The sequence below is a fragment of the Dactylosporangium sp. CA-092794 genome, from assembly GCF_050948465.1.
In the GTDB taxonomy this organism is placed as follows: Bacteria; Actinomycetota; Actinomycetes; order Mycobacteriales; family Micromonosporaceae; genus Dactylosporangium.
This window is the reverse complement of the sequence record NZ_CP192044.1, coordinates 9,017,249-9,032,633: the sequence shown is the minus strand read 5'-3', so window position 1 is coordinate 9,032,633 and position 15,385 is coordinate 9,017,249. Positions and strand designations below refer to the sequence as shown.

12 protein-coding genes are annotated in these 15,385 nt (G+C 71.3%); 10 read left to right on the top strand and 2 right to left on the bottom strand.

Going from position 1 to position 15,385, the window contains the following annotated elements; genetic code table 11:
• The first annotated feature begins 210 nt into the window (after window positions 1-210).
• The 10 genes from ACQPXD_RS38710 (at window position 211) to ACQPXD_RS38665 (ending at window position 10,884) form a co-directional block, all read left to right on the top strand.
• Window positions 211-1,380 carry an ABC transporter substrate-binding protein gene (locus ACQPXD_RS38710; protein WP_432827009.1) on the top strand — a complete coding sequence of 390 codons (1,170 nt, stop codon included), beginning with the start codon at window positions 211-213 and terminating at the stop codon, window positions 1,378-1,380.
• Window positions 1,377-2,171, top strand: a complete 795-nt coding sequence (locus tag ACQPXD_RS38705; RefSeq protein ID WP_432827007.1) for an ABC transporter ATP-binding protein — start codon at window positions 1,377-1,379, stop codon at window positions 2,169-2,171. Before ACQPXD_RS38710 ends, ACQPXD_RS38705 begins: the two co-directional genes overlap by 4 nt.
• Window positions 2,134-3,192: a branched-chain amino acid ABC transporter permease gene (locus tag ACQPXD_RS38700; RefSeq protein WP_432827005.1), complete on the top strand. Its 1,059-nt coding sequence runs from the start codon at window positions 2,134-2,136 to the stop codon at window positions 3,190-3,192. The genes ACQPXD_RS38705 and ACQPXD_RS38700 overlap by 38 nt, the downstream gene beginning before the upstream one ends.
• Window positions 3,189-4,034 (top strand): ABC transporter ATP-binding protein, encoded by an 846-nt coding sequence (locus tag ACQPXD_RS38695; RefSeq protein WP_432827003.1) that lies wholly within the window; start codon window positions 3,189-3,191, stop codon window positions 4,032-4,034. Before ACQPXD_RS38700 ends, ACQPXD_RS38695 begins: the two co-directional genes overlap by 4 nt.
• Complete coding sequence (locus ACQPXD_RS38690) at window positions 4,031-4,903, top strand: branched-chain amino acid ABC transporter permease (RefSeq protein ID WP_432827001.1); 873 nt, start codon at window positions 4,031-4,033, stop codon at window positions 4,901-4,903. Before ACQPXD_RS38695 ends, ACQPXD_RS38690 begins: the two co-directional genes overlap by 4 nt.
• A 54-nt stretch (window positions 4,904-4,957) precedes the next feature.
• Window positions 4,958-5,800, top strand: a complete 843-nt coding sequence (locus tag ACQPXD_RS38685) for an IclR family transcriptional regulator domain-containing protein (RefSeq protein ID WP_432826999.1) — start codon at window positions 4,958-4,960, stop codon at window positions 5,798-5,800.
• Window positions 5,801-5,828: 28 nt separating this feature from the next.
• Window positions 5,829-6,719, top strand: coding sequence for a DUF6282 family protein (locus ACQPXD_RS38680; protein ID WP_432826997.1), 891 nt, complete (start codon window positions 5,829-5,831; stop codon window positions 6,717-6,719).
• Between the two features lie 70 nt (window positions 6,720-6,789).
• Window positions 6,790-8,256 (top strand): dihydrolipoyl dehydrogenase family protein, encoded by a 1,467-nt coding sequence (locus ACQPXD_RS38675; RefSeq protein ID WP_432826995.1) that lies wholly within the window; start codon window positions 6,790-6,792, stop codon window positions 8,254-8,256.
• Window positions 8,257-8,372: 116 nt separating this feature from the next.
• Window positions 8,373-9,227 (top strand): universal stress protein, encoded by an 855-nt coding sequence (locus tag ACQPXD_RS38670; RefSeq protein WP_432826993.1) that lies wholly within the window; start codon window positions 8,373-8,375, stop codon window positions 9,225-9,227.
• Window positions 9,228-9,798: 571 nt separating this feature from the next.
• On the top strand, window positions 9,799-10,884 hold the full coding sequence (locus ACQPXD_RS38665) for a hypothetical protein (RefSeq protein ID WP_432826991.1): 1,086 nt from the start codon (window positions 9,799-9,801) through the stop codon (window positions 10,882-10,884).
• Between the two features lie 42 nt (window positions 10,885-10,926).
• On the opposite strand, the gene ACQPXD_RS38660 is transcribed toward ACQPXD_RS38665, so the two are convergent.
• Both ACQPXD_RS38660 and ACQPXD_RS38655 read right to left on the bottom strand, forming a co-directional pair.
• A complete protein-coding gene (locus tag ACQPXD_RS38660; protein ID WP_432826989.1) occupies window positions 10,927-13,962 on the bottom strand; it encodes a glycoside hydrolase family 3 C-terminal domain-containing protein in 3,036 nt (1,011 codons plus the stop codon).
• A gap of 114 nt (window positions 13,963-14,076) precedes the next feature.
• The gene (locus tag ACQPXD_RS38655; protein ID WP_432826987.1) at window positions 14,077-15,351 is read right to left on the bottom strand and encodes a hypothetical protein; all 1,275 of its coding nucleotides are present in this window, start codon (window positions 15,349-15,351) and stop codon (window positions 14,077-14,079) included.
• Window positions 15,352-15,385: the final 34 nt, after the last annotated feature.

Here is a 15,385-nt window from a genome sequence, read left to right as displayed (position 1 = left end):
TGCCGTTGCGTGTCCGGACGATTTCCGAGCTGCGACGGGACCCTTGACGATTGTATAACAATCATGCAATGCTGCGGTGCGCGAACAGCACCATCTGTGCGCACAGCGCACAGCACACCCCTGACGTAGCACCGGTCGCATCTCCGCCCGCCATCGCTCGAGAGGCCGCCAGCCATGTCTTTCGCATCTGACGCACTGCACGCACCACCCATGCCCCGCCGGATCGCCGCGCTCTGCGGCGTGGTCCTGCTGGGCGCCGCACTCACCGCCTGCGGCTCATCCTCCAAGTCGCCGGGCGGCAACGGCGGCGACAAGATCCACATCGGCCTGGCCGTCGGCAAGACCGGCTACCTGGCCGCCGTCGACACCCCCTTCGGCAACGGCGTGACGCTCGCGGCCGACTACCTGAACAAGAACGGCGGGGTGAACGGCAAGCAGATCGAGGTCACGACGCTGGACATGCAGTCCAACGCGGCCAAGGCCGTCCCGGTGACCAACCAGCTGATCAACCAGTACAAGGTGGGTGTGATCATCGGCGGATCGACGTCGGCCGCCACCGCGGCCGACGCGCCGATCATCGGGCCCCGCAAGGTGCCGATGATCGCCGCCTCGGTGCTGCCGCCCGACAGCAACTGGGTGTTCTCCACGCTGCAGCCGGTCGCCAAGACCAACGCCATCGACCTCGACTACGCCAAGTCGCTGCACGCCACGAAGGTCGCGGTGCTCTACTCGCAGACCCCGTACGGGCAGAGCGCGGCGGCCGCGATGGGGGACGCGGCCAAGGCCGACGGGCTGACGGTCGTCGCCTCGGAAGCGGTCGAGGTCAGCGCCACCGACCTGACGCCGCAGCTGTCCAAGGCGAAGGCCGCCGGCGCCGAGGCCATCATCGATGTCCTGTCCGGACCGGTGCACATCGTGGAGGCCAAGGGCGCGGCGACGCTGAACCTCAACATCCCGCTGATCATGGGGACGGACGAGGTGGCCACCTTCGAGCCCGCGTCGCAGGCGTATCCGTTGTGCTACATCACCGCCATCGCGCCCCAGGTGTACCCGAACAACAACGACCCGGAAATCAAGGCGGCCAACGAGAAGTTCCTGCCGATCTACCAGGCCGCCTACGGATCCCAGCCGGGCATCGCCTCCGCGGCGCGCGGGTGGGACTCGGTGATGATCCTGGCGGAGGCGGTCAAGGCCAGCGGGGCCGTCACCGGCGACGCGCTGCGCGCGGCGCTGGAGCAGGTCAGCTACACCGGGACGATGTCGGCGTACAAGTTCTCCGCCGGCGACCTCACCGGACAGGTCGCTACGGCGAACCCGCTGGGGATCATTCGCGAGAACGGCGGGAAGCTCGAAGTCGTCTACACCCCCGGCAAGTCGTGAAGCCGGCACCGGACACCGTCGGGTCGGGGTCGGCTGCGGCCGGCCCCGTCCTCGAGGTCGACAAGGTGGGCGTCCGCTACGGCAACGTGCACGCGCTGTCCCCGCTGAGCTTCCAGGTGGGGCGGGCCGAGCTGGTGCTCGTCCTCGGTACGAACGGCGCGGGCAAAACGAGCCTCGTCAACGCGATCGCCGGCCTGGTGCCGGTGTCGCAGGGTGAGGTCCGCGTCAACGGCGCGCCGGTCACCCGGGTCCCGGCCTACCGGCGGGTGCGCCGCGGGGTGTCGCTCGTGCCCGAGGGGCGCGGGCCGCTGCCCGGCATCAGCGTCGAGGACAACCTCATCCTCGGCTGGCGGTCCCGCCGGCAGGGCGAGTACAGGGCGCAACGCGACCGCGTGATCGACCTGTTCCCGATCCTGGGCAGCCGCCTGAAACAGGACTGCTCGACCCTGTCCGGCGGCGAGATGCAGATGCTCGCCATCGCCCGGGCGCTGCTCAGCGACCCGCAGGTGCTGCTGCTGGACGAGCCGTCGCTCGGCCTCGCCCCGAAACCGGTCGGGCAGGTCTACGAGGCGCTCGGCCGGCTCGCCGCGGGCGGGCTCTCGATGATCGTCGTCGAGCAGAAGGCGGTACCGCTGCCCGTCACGCCGTCGCTGACCGTCGTGCTGCACCACGGCGAGGTGCTCGAGCGGCGCAGCAACGGCCGGCCGACCGACGCCGAGCTGGCCGACCTCTACCTCGGAGGAGGTGGCGGGGATGCCGGAGACATCGCGCACCCGACCGCGATCCGCTGACCTGGCCCGGCTCGCCCGCACCTACGCCGGCCCGCTGATCACGGCGATCGTGCTGCTGGTCTTCTACGCCGGCGACAACCCGTTCTGGATCTACAACCTGACCCTGGTCGCGACGTACGCCATCGTGGTCGTGGGCCTGAACGTGTTCGTCGGCTACCTCGGCCTGGTGACGTTCGCGCAGACCGCGTTCATGGCCATCGGCGGCTACAGCCTCGCGATCCTGACCGTCCGGCACGGGTGGAACCCGTGGGCCGCGCTCCTGGCCGGGCTCCTGCTTTCGGTGATCGCCGCCGCGGCGGTCGGCGTACCGTTGCTGCGGCTGCGCGGGCACTACCTGACGATGACCACGTTCGCGCTCGCCCTCGGCACCTTCGGCTACATCACCGGAGCGACCTCGTTCACCGGCGGCAGCGTCGGCATCTCCGGCGTGCCCCCGCTGGCGGTCGGCCCGTTCTCGCTGGCCAACCCCCGCGATGCCTACCTCGGCTGCTGGATCGTCGTCGCCGTCGTCACCTGGATCGGGGTACGGCTGCGCAACTCGCACGTCGGCCGGGCCTGGCAGACCATCTCCAGCCGCGAGGAGGCCGGGACCAGCCTGGGCCTGCGGGTTCAGCGGTTCAAGGTCATCGGCTTCGTGCTGGCGGCCGTGTTCGCCGCCGTCGGCGGTGCGCTGTACGTCAGCTTCACCACCTACCTCAGCCCGGACCTCTACGACTCCACCATCGGCGTCAACCTGTTCGTGATGCTGTTCCTCGGCGGGCGCGGGCGCACGCTGGCCCCGATCGTCGGCGCCGCGGTGCTGATCCTCGTTCCTCAGCAGTTCTCGGCGCTGTCGGACTATCAGGCGATCCTCTTCGACTGCGTACTGCTGGTCATCATCCTGCTCAAGCCGGGTGGCCTGCTGGAGCCGCCGCAGTGGCTGCTGCGCCTGGGCCGGCGCGACCGCGGCACGGCGCCGCCGGTCACGACCCAGGCCGAACCGGTCCGTCAGGACGCTCCCGCGATCGGGGCCGACCGATGACCCGGCTCCGCGGGCACGCGACGGCGATTCCCGGCACTCGCCCGGGCGGCCTGGCCGCGGCGGGCATCACCAAGAGCTTCGGTGGCGTGCACGCGCTGCAGGGCGTCAACCTCACCATCCCGGAGCGGACGATCGTCGGCCTGATCGGTCCGAACGGCGCCGGCAAGTCGACGCTGCTCAAGGCGTTGTGCGGTTTCGTGGTACCCGACGCGGGCACGGTCACGCTGGGGCCGGTCACCATTTCCGGCCTGAGCCCGGCCCGGGTCGCGCGAGCCGGGCTGGTCACCACCTTCCAGCACGCGACGCCGATCTCCGGGCTCAGCGTGCTCGACAACGTGCTGGTGGGCATGACCGAGCAGCACGCCGGCGGGCTCTTCTCCGCGCTGTGCGGCACACCGGCCTACCGGTCCAGCGAGCGCCGGCAGCGGGAGCGGGGACACGAGTTGCTGCGGTCGTTCGGCCTCGGCCACCTCGCCGGCCTCGACGCCGGCGGGCTGAGCTTCGGCCAGCTCCGCCTGCTGGAGATCGCGCGCGCGGTGGCGGCCGGGCCCCGGCTGCTGCTGCTCGACGAGCCCGCGGCCGGGCTCAACCGGGTCGAGATCGACCGCATGACCGCCGCGATCCGCAGCCTCCGCGACGAACACGGGATGGGCGTGCTGGTCGTCGACCACGACGTCCCGTTCGTCTTCGACATCTCCAACCGCATCACCGCCATGAACTTCGGCCGCGTCATCGCCGAGGGCTCACCGACCGACATCGAGCACGACAGCGCCGTGCGATCCGCATACCTCAGCGTCGACACCGCGTCCGGCCCGGCCTCCCCCGAAGGAGAGAACAGATGACGGTTCTGGCCATCGGCGTGGCGACCGGGTTCGTCTATGCACTGGTCGCGGTCGGGTATTCCTTGATCTACCGCACCACCGGCATCGTGAACTTCGCCCAGGGCGCGTTCGTGATGGTCGGCGGCATGGCCACCTACTGGCTCTACAAGGAGCACCACGTCGCCTATCCGGTCGCGGCCGTCGGCGGCGTGCTCATCGCGGCCGCCGTCGGCGCCGTGCTCTGGGTCGCCCTCGTGTCGCCGCTGTGGCGGCGCAACAGCCCGGCCGTCGTGGTCATCCTCGCCACGCTGGTGTTCGGCGACCTCGTGGCCAACTGCGTCGCGAAAGGCATCAGCGCGGATCCGCAGACGCTGCCGACCTGGATCCCCGGCTTCCGGGTGCCGGTCGGCGGCGCCAGCATCGACGGGCAGTACGTGATCGTGATCGCGGTCGCGCTGGTGTCGATCATCGCGATCGCGGTCGCCCTGCAGCGCTCGAACATCGGGCGGGCGATGCGGGCCTGCGCCGCGAACAGCCAGACGAGCCAGCTGCTCGGGATCGCACCCCGGCGGGTCGGCGCCGCCGCGATGATCTTCACCGCGGCCCTGGCCGGGCTCGCCGGCGTGGTCTTCACCCCGGCGCAGTACACCGACTACGGCTCCGCACTGAACTACGGCATCTACGGGTTCGTCGCGGCAACGCTCGGCAGCTTCGGCGACCTGTGGGGTGCGCTGCTCGGCGGCGTGCTCCTCGGCGTGGTGACCGCGCTGACCGGACGGTACATCAGCACCAACTACGAACTGGTGATCGCCTTCGCGATACTGCTGGTGCTGCTCGTGCTGCGCCCGCAGGGTCTGCTCGGGCGGCGAGCGGCCGCGCATCACACATAGCCGGCCGCTGCCCGCGTGCGCAAGACCCGGACGAGCGAGAGGCACACCATGGTCATGAGAGCTGACGACGACAGCGACAAGTGCGACGAGCCGTCGATCAACCCCCGGGACCGCGTGGTGTCGCTGGAGCGGGGACTTGCCGTCCTGCTCGCGCTGGGTCAGGGCGAGACGATGAGCCTGCGGGAGGTCGCCGCGGCCGCCGGGGTCAGCCGGGCCGCGGCCCGCCGCTCTCTGATCACGCTCAAGAATCTCGGGTACGTCGGGGAAAGCGCGGGCGGATACGAGATCCGGCCCCGGGTGTTCGAGTTCGGCTACGCCTACCTGGGCCGCCAGCCGCTGACCGCGGTGACGACGCAGCACCTCATGGAGCTGGTGACGCGGATCGACGAGTTCGCCTCCGTGGCGGTGCTCGACGACGGGTACATCGTCCACATCGTCCGCGAGACGCCGCCGAACCGGCTGATCGCGGTCGACATCAACGTCGGCGCGCGGTACCCGGCCTACGCGACCGCGCAGGGCCGGGTGCTGCTGGCCGGGCTCACGCCGCAGCAATGGGAGGAGGTATCGGGCCGCCTGGCATTCACCCGCTTCACGTCGCACACCGTGGAGAGCCTGGCCAAGCTGGAGCAGCAGCTCGACATCGTCCGGCGCACCGGACACGCCATCAACGATCAGCAGATGACGACCGGGGTCCGCTCGGTCGCTGTGCCGATCCGCGACAACACCGGCACGACGGTGGCCGCGCTCGGGTCGATCGTCAACGCCGCGAGCTGGACGCTCAAGGCGATCCGCGGCCGCCTCGTCCCGGAACTGCGCCAGGTCGCCGAGCAGATCAGCCACGACCTGCGGCCGGCACCGATCCAGCCACGCATCAGCCGCAACGGCGGCACGCGCTGAGCACCATGACGAAACAGAGGAGCTACCTGTGACAACCGATGCGATCGCCAAGGTCCTCAACGGCGCCGTAGACCTGCACTGCCACTCGGGCCCGTCGCCGATGCCGCGGCGGATCACCCACATCGAGGCGGCGCATCAGGCCCAGGCCGCGGGTTTCCGCGCCATCCTCGTCAAGTGCCACTACCACAGCACCGTCTTCGACCTCCTCGCGATGCACGATCAACTCGCCTCGCTGTCGACCGAGGTGTACGGCGGCGTCGCCCTCAACAGCCAGGTCGGCGGGCTCAACCCGCACGCGGTCGACCTGAACCTCAAGATGGGCGGCAAAATGATCTGGTTCCCGACCATCTCGTCGGGCGCCCATCTGTGCAACGCCGAACGGGATCCGCACATCAAGGAACACTTCGTCCCGCGGGGCGTGCGCCAGAGCGACGAGGTCGACATCTTCGACGAGACCGGCGACCTGCGCCCGGAGGTGGACGTGATCCTCGAGTCCGCGAAGGAGGCCGGCGCGCTCGTCAGCGCCGGGCACATGGCCCCCGACCGCACCCTGGCCATGCTCACCGCCGCCAAGGCGAAAGGGCTGACCCGGCTGCTGGTCAGCCACCCCAACTACGTCATGAACGCCGCCAGCGGCGACGTCCAGAAGTTCGTCGAACAGGGCGCCGTCGTCGAGCACTGCCTGGTCATGTACGACAACGAGAAGCTGTTCCCGTTCACCACCCTGCTCGACTGGATCAACCTGATCGGACCGGAGAACACCTCCCTCGGCTCCGACCTGGGCCAGGTCGGCAACCCACTGCCGATGGAAGCCTTCCGGCGCGTCACCGGGCAACTGCTCGACAGCGGCATCAGCGTGAAGGACATCCGCACCATGGTCGTCGACAACCCGACCCGGCTGCTGGGCCTGGACACCTGACGCGTCGGGTCCCACTGCCGTCGCACCCGCCGGGCGGGTTTCACCGGCGGATGCCGGGTAGCGGGTCGTCGTGACTGGATCGCTGAACCCGGACCGCTCGGAGTGGGACGTCATCGTGGTCGGTGCGGGACCCGCCGGGGAGACCGCGGCGTTCTCCGCGACCCGGTTCTCGGGCCTCGACGCGGTCATCGTCGAACCCGAGCTCGTCGGCGGCGAGTGCCCGTTCTGGGCCTGCGTGCCGAGCAAGGCGCTGCTGGCCCCGGTCCATCTGCTGTCCACGGGCCAGGACCTCGGCGGCGTACGAGAGCTGCTCGCCGACCGCCACCTGGACGTCGACGGGGTGTTGAACCGGCGGGACGCGATCGTGGACTACTTCGACGACGGCAGGCAGGTCAACACCGTTCTTGACCGGGGCGTCGACGTCATCCGCGGCCGAGGCCGCGTCCGGGGCGAGAAGACCGTTTCCGTCGACGGGCGCACGCTGCGGGCCCGGCACGCCGTTGTCGTCGCGACCGGCAGCACACCGGACCTCCCGGACCTCCCGGGCCTGCGGCGGTCCCGGCCGTGGTTCTCGCGGGACGTGACCGCCGTGCAGGAGATACCGCGGCGGCTGCTGGTGCTCGGCGGCGGGCTCGTCGCGTGTGAGTCGGCGACGTGGCTGCGGGCGCTCGGCGCTGTGCAGATCACCATGGTCGTACGCTCGAACCGCCTGCTGGCGCAGCAGGAGCCCTTCGCCGGCGAGGTGGTCGCCGAGAGCCTGCGCGCGTCCGGCGTCGACGTGCGGTTCGGTCAAGCGGTGCAGCGGGTCGACCGGTCAACGGTGAACGACACCGGCGTCGGGCGCATCCACGGCGGGCCGGTGACGGTGACGCTCGACTCGGGCCAGACGCTCACGGTCGACGAGGTCCTCGTCGGCGCGGGGCGCCGCCCGGCGGCCGACGGGCTCGGCCTGCCCGACGGTTTCGGCGTCGACGAGCACATGACCGTCGACGGCATGCCGTGGCTCTACGCGGTCGGCGACGTGAGCGGCGAGTCGTACCTGACGCACATCGGCAAGTACCAGGGCCGGATCGCCGGCGAGGTCATCGCGGCCCGCGCGGCCGGCCGGCCGCTGGACGACGCGCCGTTCAACCGCCACACCGACCGGGTGCGCGGCCGCGCCGTGCCGCAGGTGGTCTTCACCGATCCCGAGGTCGGCACGGCCGGCCTGACCGAAGCGGCGGCGCGCCGGCAGGACCACGCGGTCGAGACCGTCGAGGTGGATCTGTCCAACCTTTCTGGCGGCCGGGTCCGGCGCGAGCACTACCGGGGCCGCGCCAAGCTGGTCGTCGACCGCCGCACCGACACACTGCTCGGCGCGACCTTCGTGGGCACCGACGTCGCCGAGCTGACGCACGCCGCCACGGTCGCCATCGCCGCCGGCATCCCGACCAGCGCGCTGCGGCACGCGGTCGGCAGCTTCCCGACCCTGAGCGAGGTCTGGTCCTATCTGCTGGAAGCCCTCGACACCAAGCGGATGGCCGCGGTCGGCGGGTGACCGGACGGCTCGGCCGGGACCAACGACAGGGCGAAACGGTCCGTACGGCCCCGGCCGCCGGCGCGCCGCCCGTGTCACGCTTGCCGCGCAAGGGGTGCGCTGTCGGCGAGGAGGCCATGATGCCAACGCGGATAGTCGTCGGATACGACGGTTCACCGGCCGCGAGCGCCGCGATGGAAGCCGGTGCCCGGCTGTTCCCGGACACCCATGCCTGGGTCGCGCACCTGTGGACCCCGCCGTTCGCGAGCGACAACCTGCGGGACCGTCTGTGGACGGGTACGGCTCACCTCGACGAGTTCGTCGAGGCCGTCGAGCGGGAGGGCAAGCGAGAGGCCGAGCGTATGGCCGCCATCGGGGTCACGCTCGCCGAGGCCGCCGGCTGGACCGCCGAGCCGCTCGTGATCTGCAGCTACGGCGGGGAAGGACTGCGGTTCGCCGAGCTCGCCGACAAGGTCGACGCCGATGTGGTACTGGTCGGATCGCGCGGCCTCGGCGGTGCCCGCGCCGTCCTGGGCAGTGTGTCCGACATGGTCGTGCACTACACACCACGCCCCGTGCTCGTGGTACCGCACCCGCTGCTGATCGACGAATTCGAGGCCCTCGCGGCCGGGCCCGTGCTGGTCGGCTTCGACGGCTCGGCCGGCGCCCGAACCGCGCTGACGACCGCGGCCCGGCTGTTCCCGGCGCGCACGCTGCTGCCGGTCACCGTGGACGACGGACAGACCGCCGACGAGCCCGAGGCCGGCGACATCGCCCTGGAGCGGCTGACCCTCCCCGGCGGACACGGGACGCACGGCCGCTCCGTCGCCGCCGCGCTCGCCGGATGCGCCCGCGCCCGGTCGGCGAGCGTTGTGGTCGTCGGTTCGCGCGGCCGCTCGGCGATGCGGGAGATCCTGCTGGGCAGCGTGGCCATGGCGACCCTGCACCACGTCCACCTGCCTGTGCTGGTCGTACCCTCCACCACTCGATAGCGCAGGCATCGGGCCGATGCCGGCCGCAGGGACCGGAAGTCTCCGTGATCATGCGCTACCCGGCGTCGACTCCACGGTTTTTCATGATCCTGGAGTGCTGATGTACCCCCGTGTACCACAAGTCTCCGGGATCATGGCAAACCCGGTGTGCGGTCACCGCGAGCATCATGATCACGGAGACTTCCGGTCCCCGGCCCGGCCGCGCGGATCGGAGGTTGCGCCCGGCGGGTGCGACATCCGCACCGGTCCGCCGCACCGTGCCGCCCCGGGGCCGGCGCAGATGACCGCTTGTGCGCCAAGGTGTCGGACGGGCGACAGATCGGTGCAAGTCAGCGCCAAGTGCGCGCCAAGTCGGGGTGGGCATGCTGTTGGTGTACCACCTGAAGGGATCGCGAGATCCTCGCTTCACCTACCTCGGGAAACCAGCTCTCGATATCCATATATGAGCCAGGCGGACGGCGCACCTCCCTCGTGCCGTCCGCCTTCTCGTGTCTGTACGGAAACCGACTGTGACCTTGGCTATGGGGCGGCACAGTGACGTCAGCATCGATCCTATTCGATTGGAGTGCTGATGCTTCGTCCCCGTCGTCTCGTCGCCGCCTGTACCGCCATACTGGCGGCGGCGCTGTTCATCCCCGGCTCGCCGGCCGCGGCCGCCACCGCTGACCGGTTCGGGTTCGCGTTCGTCGACAAGCCCACGGTGCCCACCTGGACGGCGCTGCCCGCGGCCTACCAGTACGGCAGCTGGGCGCCCGGGCCCGTGGCCACCGGTGGCAAGATCGGCACCGGGCGGTTCCTGGTGCGGTTCCCCAACATCGGGACGGGCCCCAAGGGCTACGCCCACGTGACCGCGGTCGCCAAGGACGGCCGGTTCTGCGAGACCGTGAAGTGGTACGCCTCCGGCGTCGACCAGATCGTCGAGGTCCAGTGCTTCAAGCCCGGCGGCGGCCCGGCCGACACGCCGTTCACGGTGCTGTGGACGGTCAGCTCCGGGGTGCTGCCGGCCGGCGTCGGCGGCTATGCCGCCGCCCAGGTGTCCGGCGGCGGGCTCGCCCAGGCGTACAACTCCTCCGGCGGCGGGGTGGTCCTCTCCGTCGTCGCGCTGGGCATCTACTCGTTGCGCTTCATCGGCGTCGGCGATCCGACCGGCGTGCTGGCCGGCAACGTGCAGGTGACCGCGCAGGAGCCGGGCGGCACGGCGCGCCGGTGCAAGATCCTGCGGTGGGGCGCGGCCGGCGCCGACGTGGTGGTCTACGTCCAGTGCCACGACCCGGCCACCGGCGGCGGGATCGCCAGCGACTTCACCATCTCCTACGCCCGGGAGCGCTCGGTCTACGCCTCGTTCGGGCCGCCGAAGTACTTCGGCTACATCGCCACGCCGTTCGGCGGACCGACGAACTACTCCTACCCGCTCGGCGTCGGGCCCAACGGCTTCGGGCCGACGGGGCCGGGCACCTACACGGTCAAGTTCCCGGTGCTGCACCAGAAGGAGACCACCGCGCAGCTGACCGCGATCGGTGACGGCCCGGTGTACTGCACCATCCAGGCCCTGTGGGTGGCGGCCGGCAGCGACGCCGTGCTGCCGGCGGCCTGCTTCGACAACGCCGGCACTCCGCAGAACAGCGAGTTCAGCGTCGCCTTCTCGTCCAGCGTCTAGCCGCCGCACGAGGGGGCAGGGCGGTCCCTGCCCCCTCCAGGGCTAGTGCAGCGGCACGGTCACCGTGGCCGGGACGGTGGCGGTGCCGGTCAGCGGCAGGTTCCGCGAGGAGTCGCCGACCAGGATCGGGTACGACCCGGCGGTGGCCACCCACGCGTCGGACGCGGTGTCCCAGTGCGCGAACGCCCGCATCGGCAGCGTGAACGTCACCGTCGCCGACGCGCCCGGGCTGAGCGACACCCGCTGGAAGCCCTGCAGCTGGTGCGGCGGCTCGCCGTCGGCGGCCGGGTGGCCGGCGTACAGCTGTGCCACCGCCGCCCCGGCCCGGCTGCCGGTGTTGGTCACCGTCGCGGTGACCGTGACCGTGTTGCCGGAGACCGCGCCGACGTGCAGGTTGCTGAACCCGAACGTGGTGTAGGACAGGCCGAACCCGAACGGGAACAGCGGGGCGACGTTGTTCGCGTCGTACCAGCGGTACCCCATCTTCAGGCCCTCGGAATACTGCACCTGCCCGTTCGTGCCGGGCCACTGCGCGGTGGTGCTGGTCGGCATCGCGCTCAGCGACGCCGGGAACGACAGCGGCAGGTGCCCGGACGGGTTGACGTCGCCGAAGAGCAGCGCGGCGATCGCCTTGCCCCAGCCCTGGCCGTCGTAGAAGCCCTCGAACACCGCCGCCACCTGGTTCAGCCAGGGCATCAGGATGGCCGCGTTGTTGTTGAGCACCACGATCGTGCGCGGGTTCGCCGCCGCCACGGCGGAGATCAGCGCGTCCTGGTTGTTGGGCAGGTTGAGGCTGGTGTTGTCGCCCTCCTCGTGGCCGTAGTTGTCGCTGGCGAAGACGATCGCCACGGTGGAGGTGCGGGCCAGGTTCGCGGCCGCGGCCTGGTCGGTGCCCTCGTTGTAGGTCACCGTCACGCCGGTGCCGGCCACCCGGTTCTGGATGCCGGTGATCGGCCAGGTCGTGCCCGAGCTGGTGACCGTGCCGCTGCCGCCGCCGATGGTCTGGGTGGCGGCGCCGGCGTCCACGCCGATCACCGCGATCGACGAGCCGGACGTGGCCGACAGCGGCAGCACGCCGGTGTTCTTCAGCAGGACCGTGCCCTCCTCGGCGCCCTGGATGGCGACCTGGGTGTGCGCGTAGGTGGTGACCGTGGCCGTCGCCGACCCGCTCGGTGCCTTGTTGAACATGCCGAAGTCGAACATCTTGGTCAGCACCCGGGTCACCATCGTGTCCACGGTGGCCTGGCTGACCTGGCCGTTCTGCACCGCCTGGGCGAGGAAGTCGGCGTAGTAGTACCCGCCGGGCATCTCCATCGTCATGCCGGCGTTGGCCGACTCGACCGTCGAGTGGGCCCCGCCCCAGTCCGAGCCGACGAACCCGGTGAATCCGGCCTGCTGGTAGAGCGGGATGTTCAGCAGCTGCGGGTTCTGGCACGCGGGCACGTTGTTGACGTTGCTGTACCCACACATCACCGACGCCGCGTTGCCCTGGGTGATCGCGGTCTGGAACGCCGGCAGGTAGATCTCCTGCAGGGTGCGCCGGTCGACGATGATCGTGCCGGCCGGCTGCTCGATGTTGTACGCCGCGGCGTGCTTGACCTGGGCCATCACGCCCTGGCTCTGGATGCCCCGCACGTCGGCCGCGGCCATCTGGCCGGACAGGTACGGGTCCTCGCCGTAGGTCTCGAACGAGCGGCCCCAGCGCGGGTCGCGGATCATGTTGATCGTCGGGCCGAGGGCCACGTTCACGCCCTTGCCGGCGAACTCGGCGCCGATCGTCTGCCCGTAGAGCTGGGCGTAGGCGGAGTCGAAGGTGGCCGCCGTGACCACCCCGTCGGGCATCTGGGTGACGCCGCCGAGCCCGTCGCCGACGCCGGACGGCCCGTCCTGGAAGTTGATGGTCGGGATGCACAGCGACGGGATGCCGACCACCTCGCCGATGTACGTCTGCGTCGGGTTGGTGCCGTGCAGCAGCATCGTCTTCTGCTGCAGGGTCATCTGCCCCAGCAGCTGCGAGACCTTGGTCGCGGTCGCCGCCGCGGAGTTGACCCACGGGCAGTTGCCGGGCGCCGGCTGGGTCGGGGTGGGCGTCGGCGTGGCGACCACGCCGCCGACCGTGTAGACCCCGAACTCCCACAGCGAGTAGCCGTAGGCGGTGGCCCGGGCCGTGCCGTACATCCGCACGTACCGCGCGGTGCCGGAGACGGTGATCGTCTGGTTGCCGCCGGTGCCGGTGCTGGTGGAGTACACCGTGTTCCAGCTGCTGGCGTTGGCCGACAGCTGGACCTGGAAGGCGGTGGCGTAGGCCGCCTCCCACTGCAGCTTCACCTGGCACACGGGCAGGCTGGCGCCCAGGTCGACCTGGATCCACTGCGGGTCGCTGAACAGGCTGGACCAGCGGGTGCCGGTGTTGTCGTCGATGGCCGCGAACGCGCCGCTGCCGTCGTTCTCGGCCGACGAGGCGGTCGCCGAGCCGTAGAGGGCGGCGTTGGTGGTGCCGCAGCCGCCGGCCGGCGTGGTGGGCGGCGGGCCGGTCGTCGGGGTGCCGGTCGGTCCGGTGCCGCCGATCGTGCCGTACACCTGGAACTCCCACAGCGAGTACCCGTAGGCGGTGGTGCGGGCGGTGCCGTACATGCGCACATAACGGCCGCTGCCGGTGATGTCGAGTGTCTGGGTACCGCCGGCGCCGGTCGTGGTCGAGTAGATGTTCGTCCAGTTGGTGCCGTCGGGGGAGGTCTGGATCTGGAAGGACCTGCCGGCGGCGGTCTCCCATTGCAGGACGACCTGGCTGATGGCGGCGGTGCCGCCCAGGTCGACCTGGATCCACTGGGGGTCGCTGAAGGCGCTGGACCAGCGGGTGCCGGGGTCGCCGTCGACGGCGGCGCTCGCGGGGAAGGCGATGTTCTCGGTCGAGGAGGCGGTGGCGGGCCGGCCCTGGGACAGCAGCGTGGTCGCGGCGCCGGCGGGCAGCACGACCAGCGTCAGCCAGGCCACCACGGCGAGCGCGGCGGCGGCCAGCAGGAGGGGTTTGCGGAGTTTCCGGGCGCGTTGCAGCGCCGGTAGGGGTTCTACCGTCATGATCTGTTCCCTGCGGTTGGGAGTGATCCAGCCGGGGAGGCTGGGCGGTTGATCACGTGAGAGAGCGCTCTCTCAACAGCGTCGTCACGACCGCGGTCAATGTCAAGCGGCCGGTCAGCCCGCGAACAACAGCAGCAGGCCGGACACGGTGTAGGCGACCATGAGGCCGAGCAGCGGCACCTGGCCGGTGACCGCCCGGGCGCGCGGGAACAGCCGCAGCGCGCGGTCGTGGGCCAGCACGGTGCCGAGCAGGTGGCCCAGCACGATCACCGTCACCTGCAGGTTGGCGACGCCGGTCGGGGTGATGATCCCGGAGTACGGCCGGAAGTCCTCGGCGCCGACCAGCAGCGCCACCGTGCGCTGGCCCTCCAGGACGAACAGCGACCAGTAGTGCGCCACGATGTAGCCGACCGCGATCGGCACGATCGAGTGGGCCAGCTCGCCCGGCATCCGCTCGGCCGAGGTGCGCCCGCGCCGCCCCGCCGCCCGGGTCGCGGCCCGGTAGGCGGCGGCCACCGCAGCGATCACCGCCAGCAGGCCCAGCGTGCCGGTCAGCGGCGCCGGCAGGCCGTTCTCCTGGACGAACCGCAGCCAGAACAGCGCGCCGGACATCGCGTCGTAGAAGGTGGCGCCGAGCAGCACGACCACGACCGCGACCAGGCCCGGTGCGGCGGCCAGCCCGGCGATGCCGTCGAGCGGGTTGCGCCACACCAGCGCGCCGTCGGGCCGCCGGCCGACCGGGGCGAGCCGGCCGACCAGGTCGCCGAGCACCTCGAACGCGTCGCCCCGGTCGAACCAGGCGGTGCCGTAGACGAGCCCGCCGGCGAGCATCGCGGCCGCGTAGACGGCCAGCCAGGCGCCGAGGACCGGCAGCGTGGCCCGGTCGGGGGCGACGAGCTCCAGCCAGGCGAACGCGAACAGGCCCGCGGCGGCCGGCCAGTAGCCGAGCCCGGCGGGCAGCGGCCGGCCGCCGTCGCGGCGGATCAGGGCGACGAGCGTGCGCAGCGGGTTCAGCTTCCGCCAGAGCGGGCCCAGCAGCAGCGACAGCGGGACCAGCCCGACCCAGAACAGCACGTAGACCAGCCCGGCGGCCGGGTTCTCGTCCGTGTCCGGCTTCGTGAACTGCACGAGCAGTACCGCCGCCAGAACGAGACCGGCCAGCCGGAAGGGCCAGGTCAGCGCGGGCACCAGCCCGGACAACCAGCCGGGGACCAGGCGGCCCGCGGCCGGGTCCAGCCGCGGCTCGCGCCAGGCCGCGCCCAGCACCAGGAACGACACGACCAGCGCCAGGGCGGCGCCGATGGCCAGCTGGGCCGGGGTCAGCGGCAGGTCCTGGCGGCCCCCGACGCCGTGGGCGAGCACGTCCGTCGCGAGCGGGGCGGTCGGCACGGATGGTCTCCCCGGGGCGGACGGGTTCGTCAGG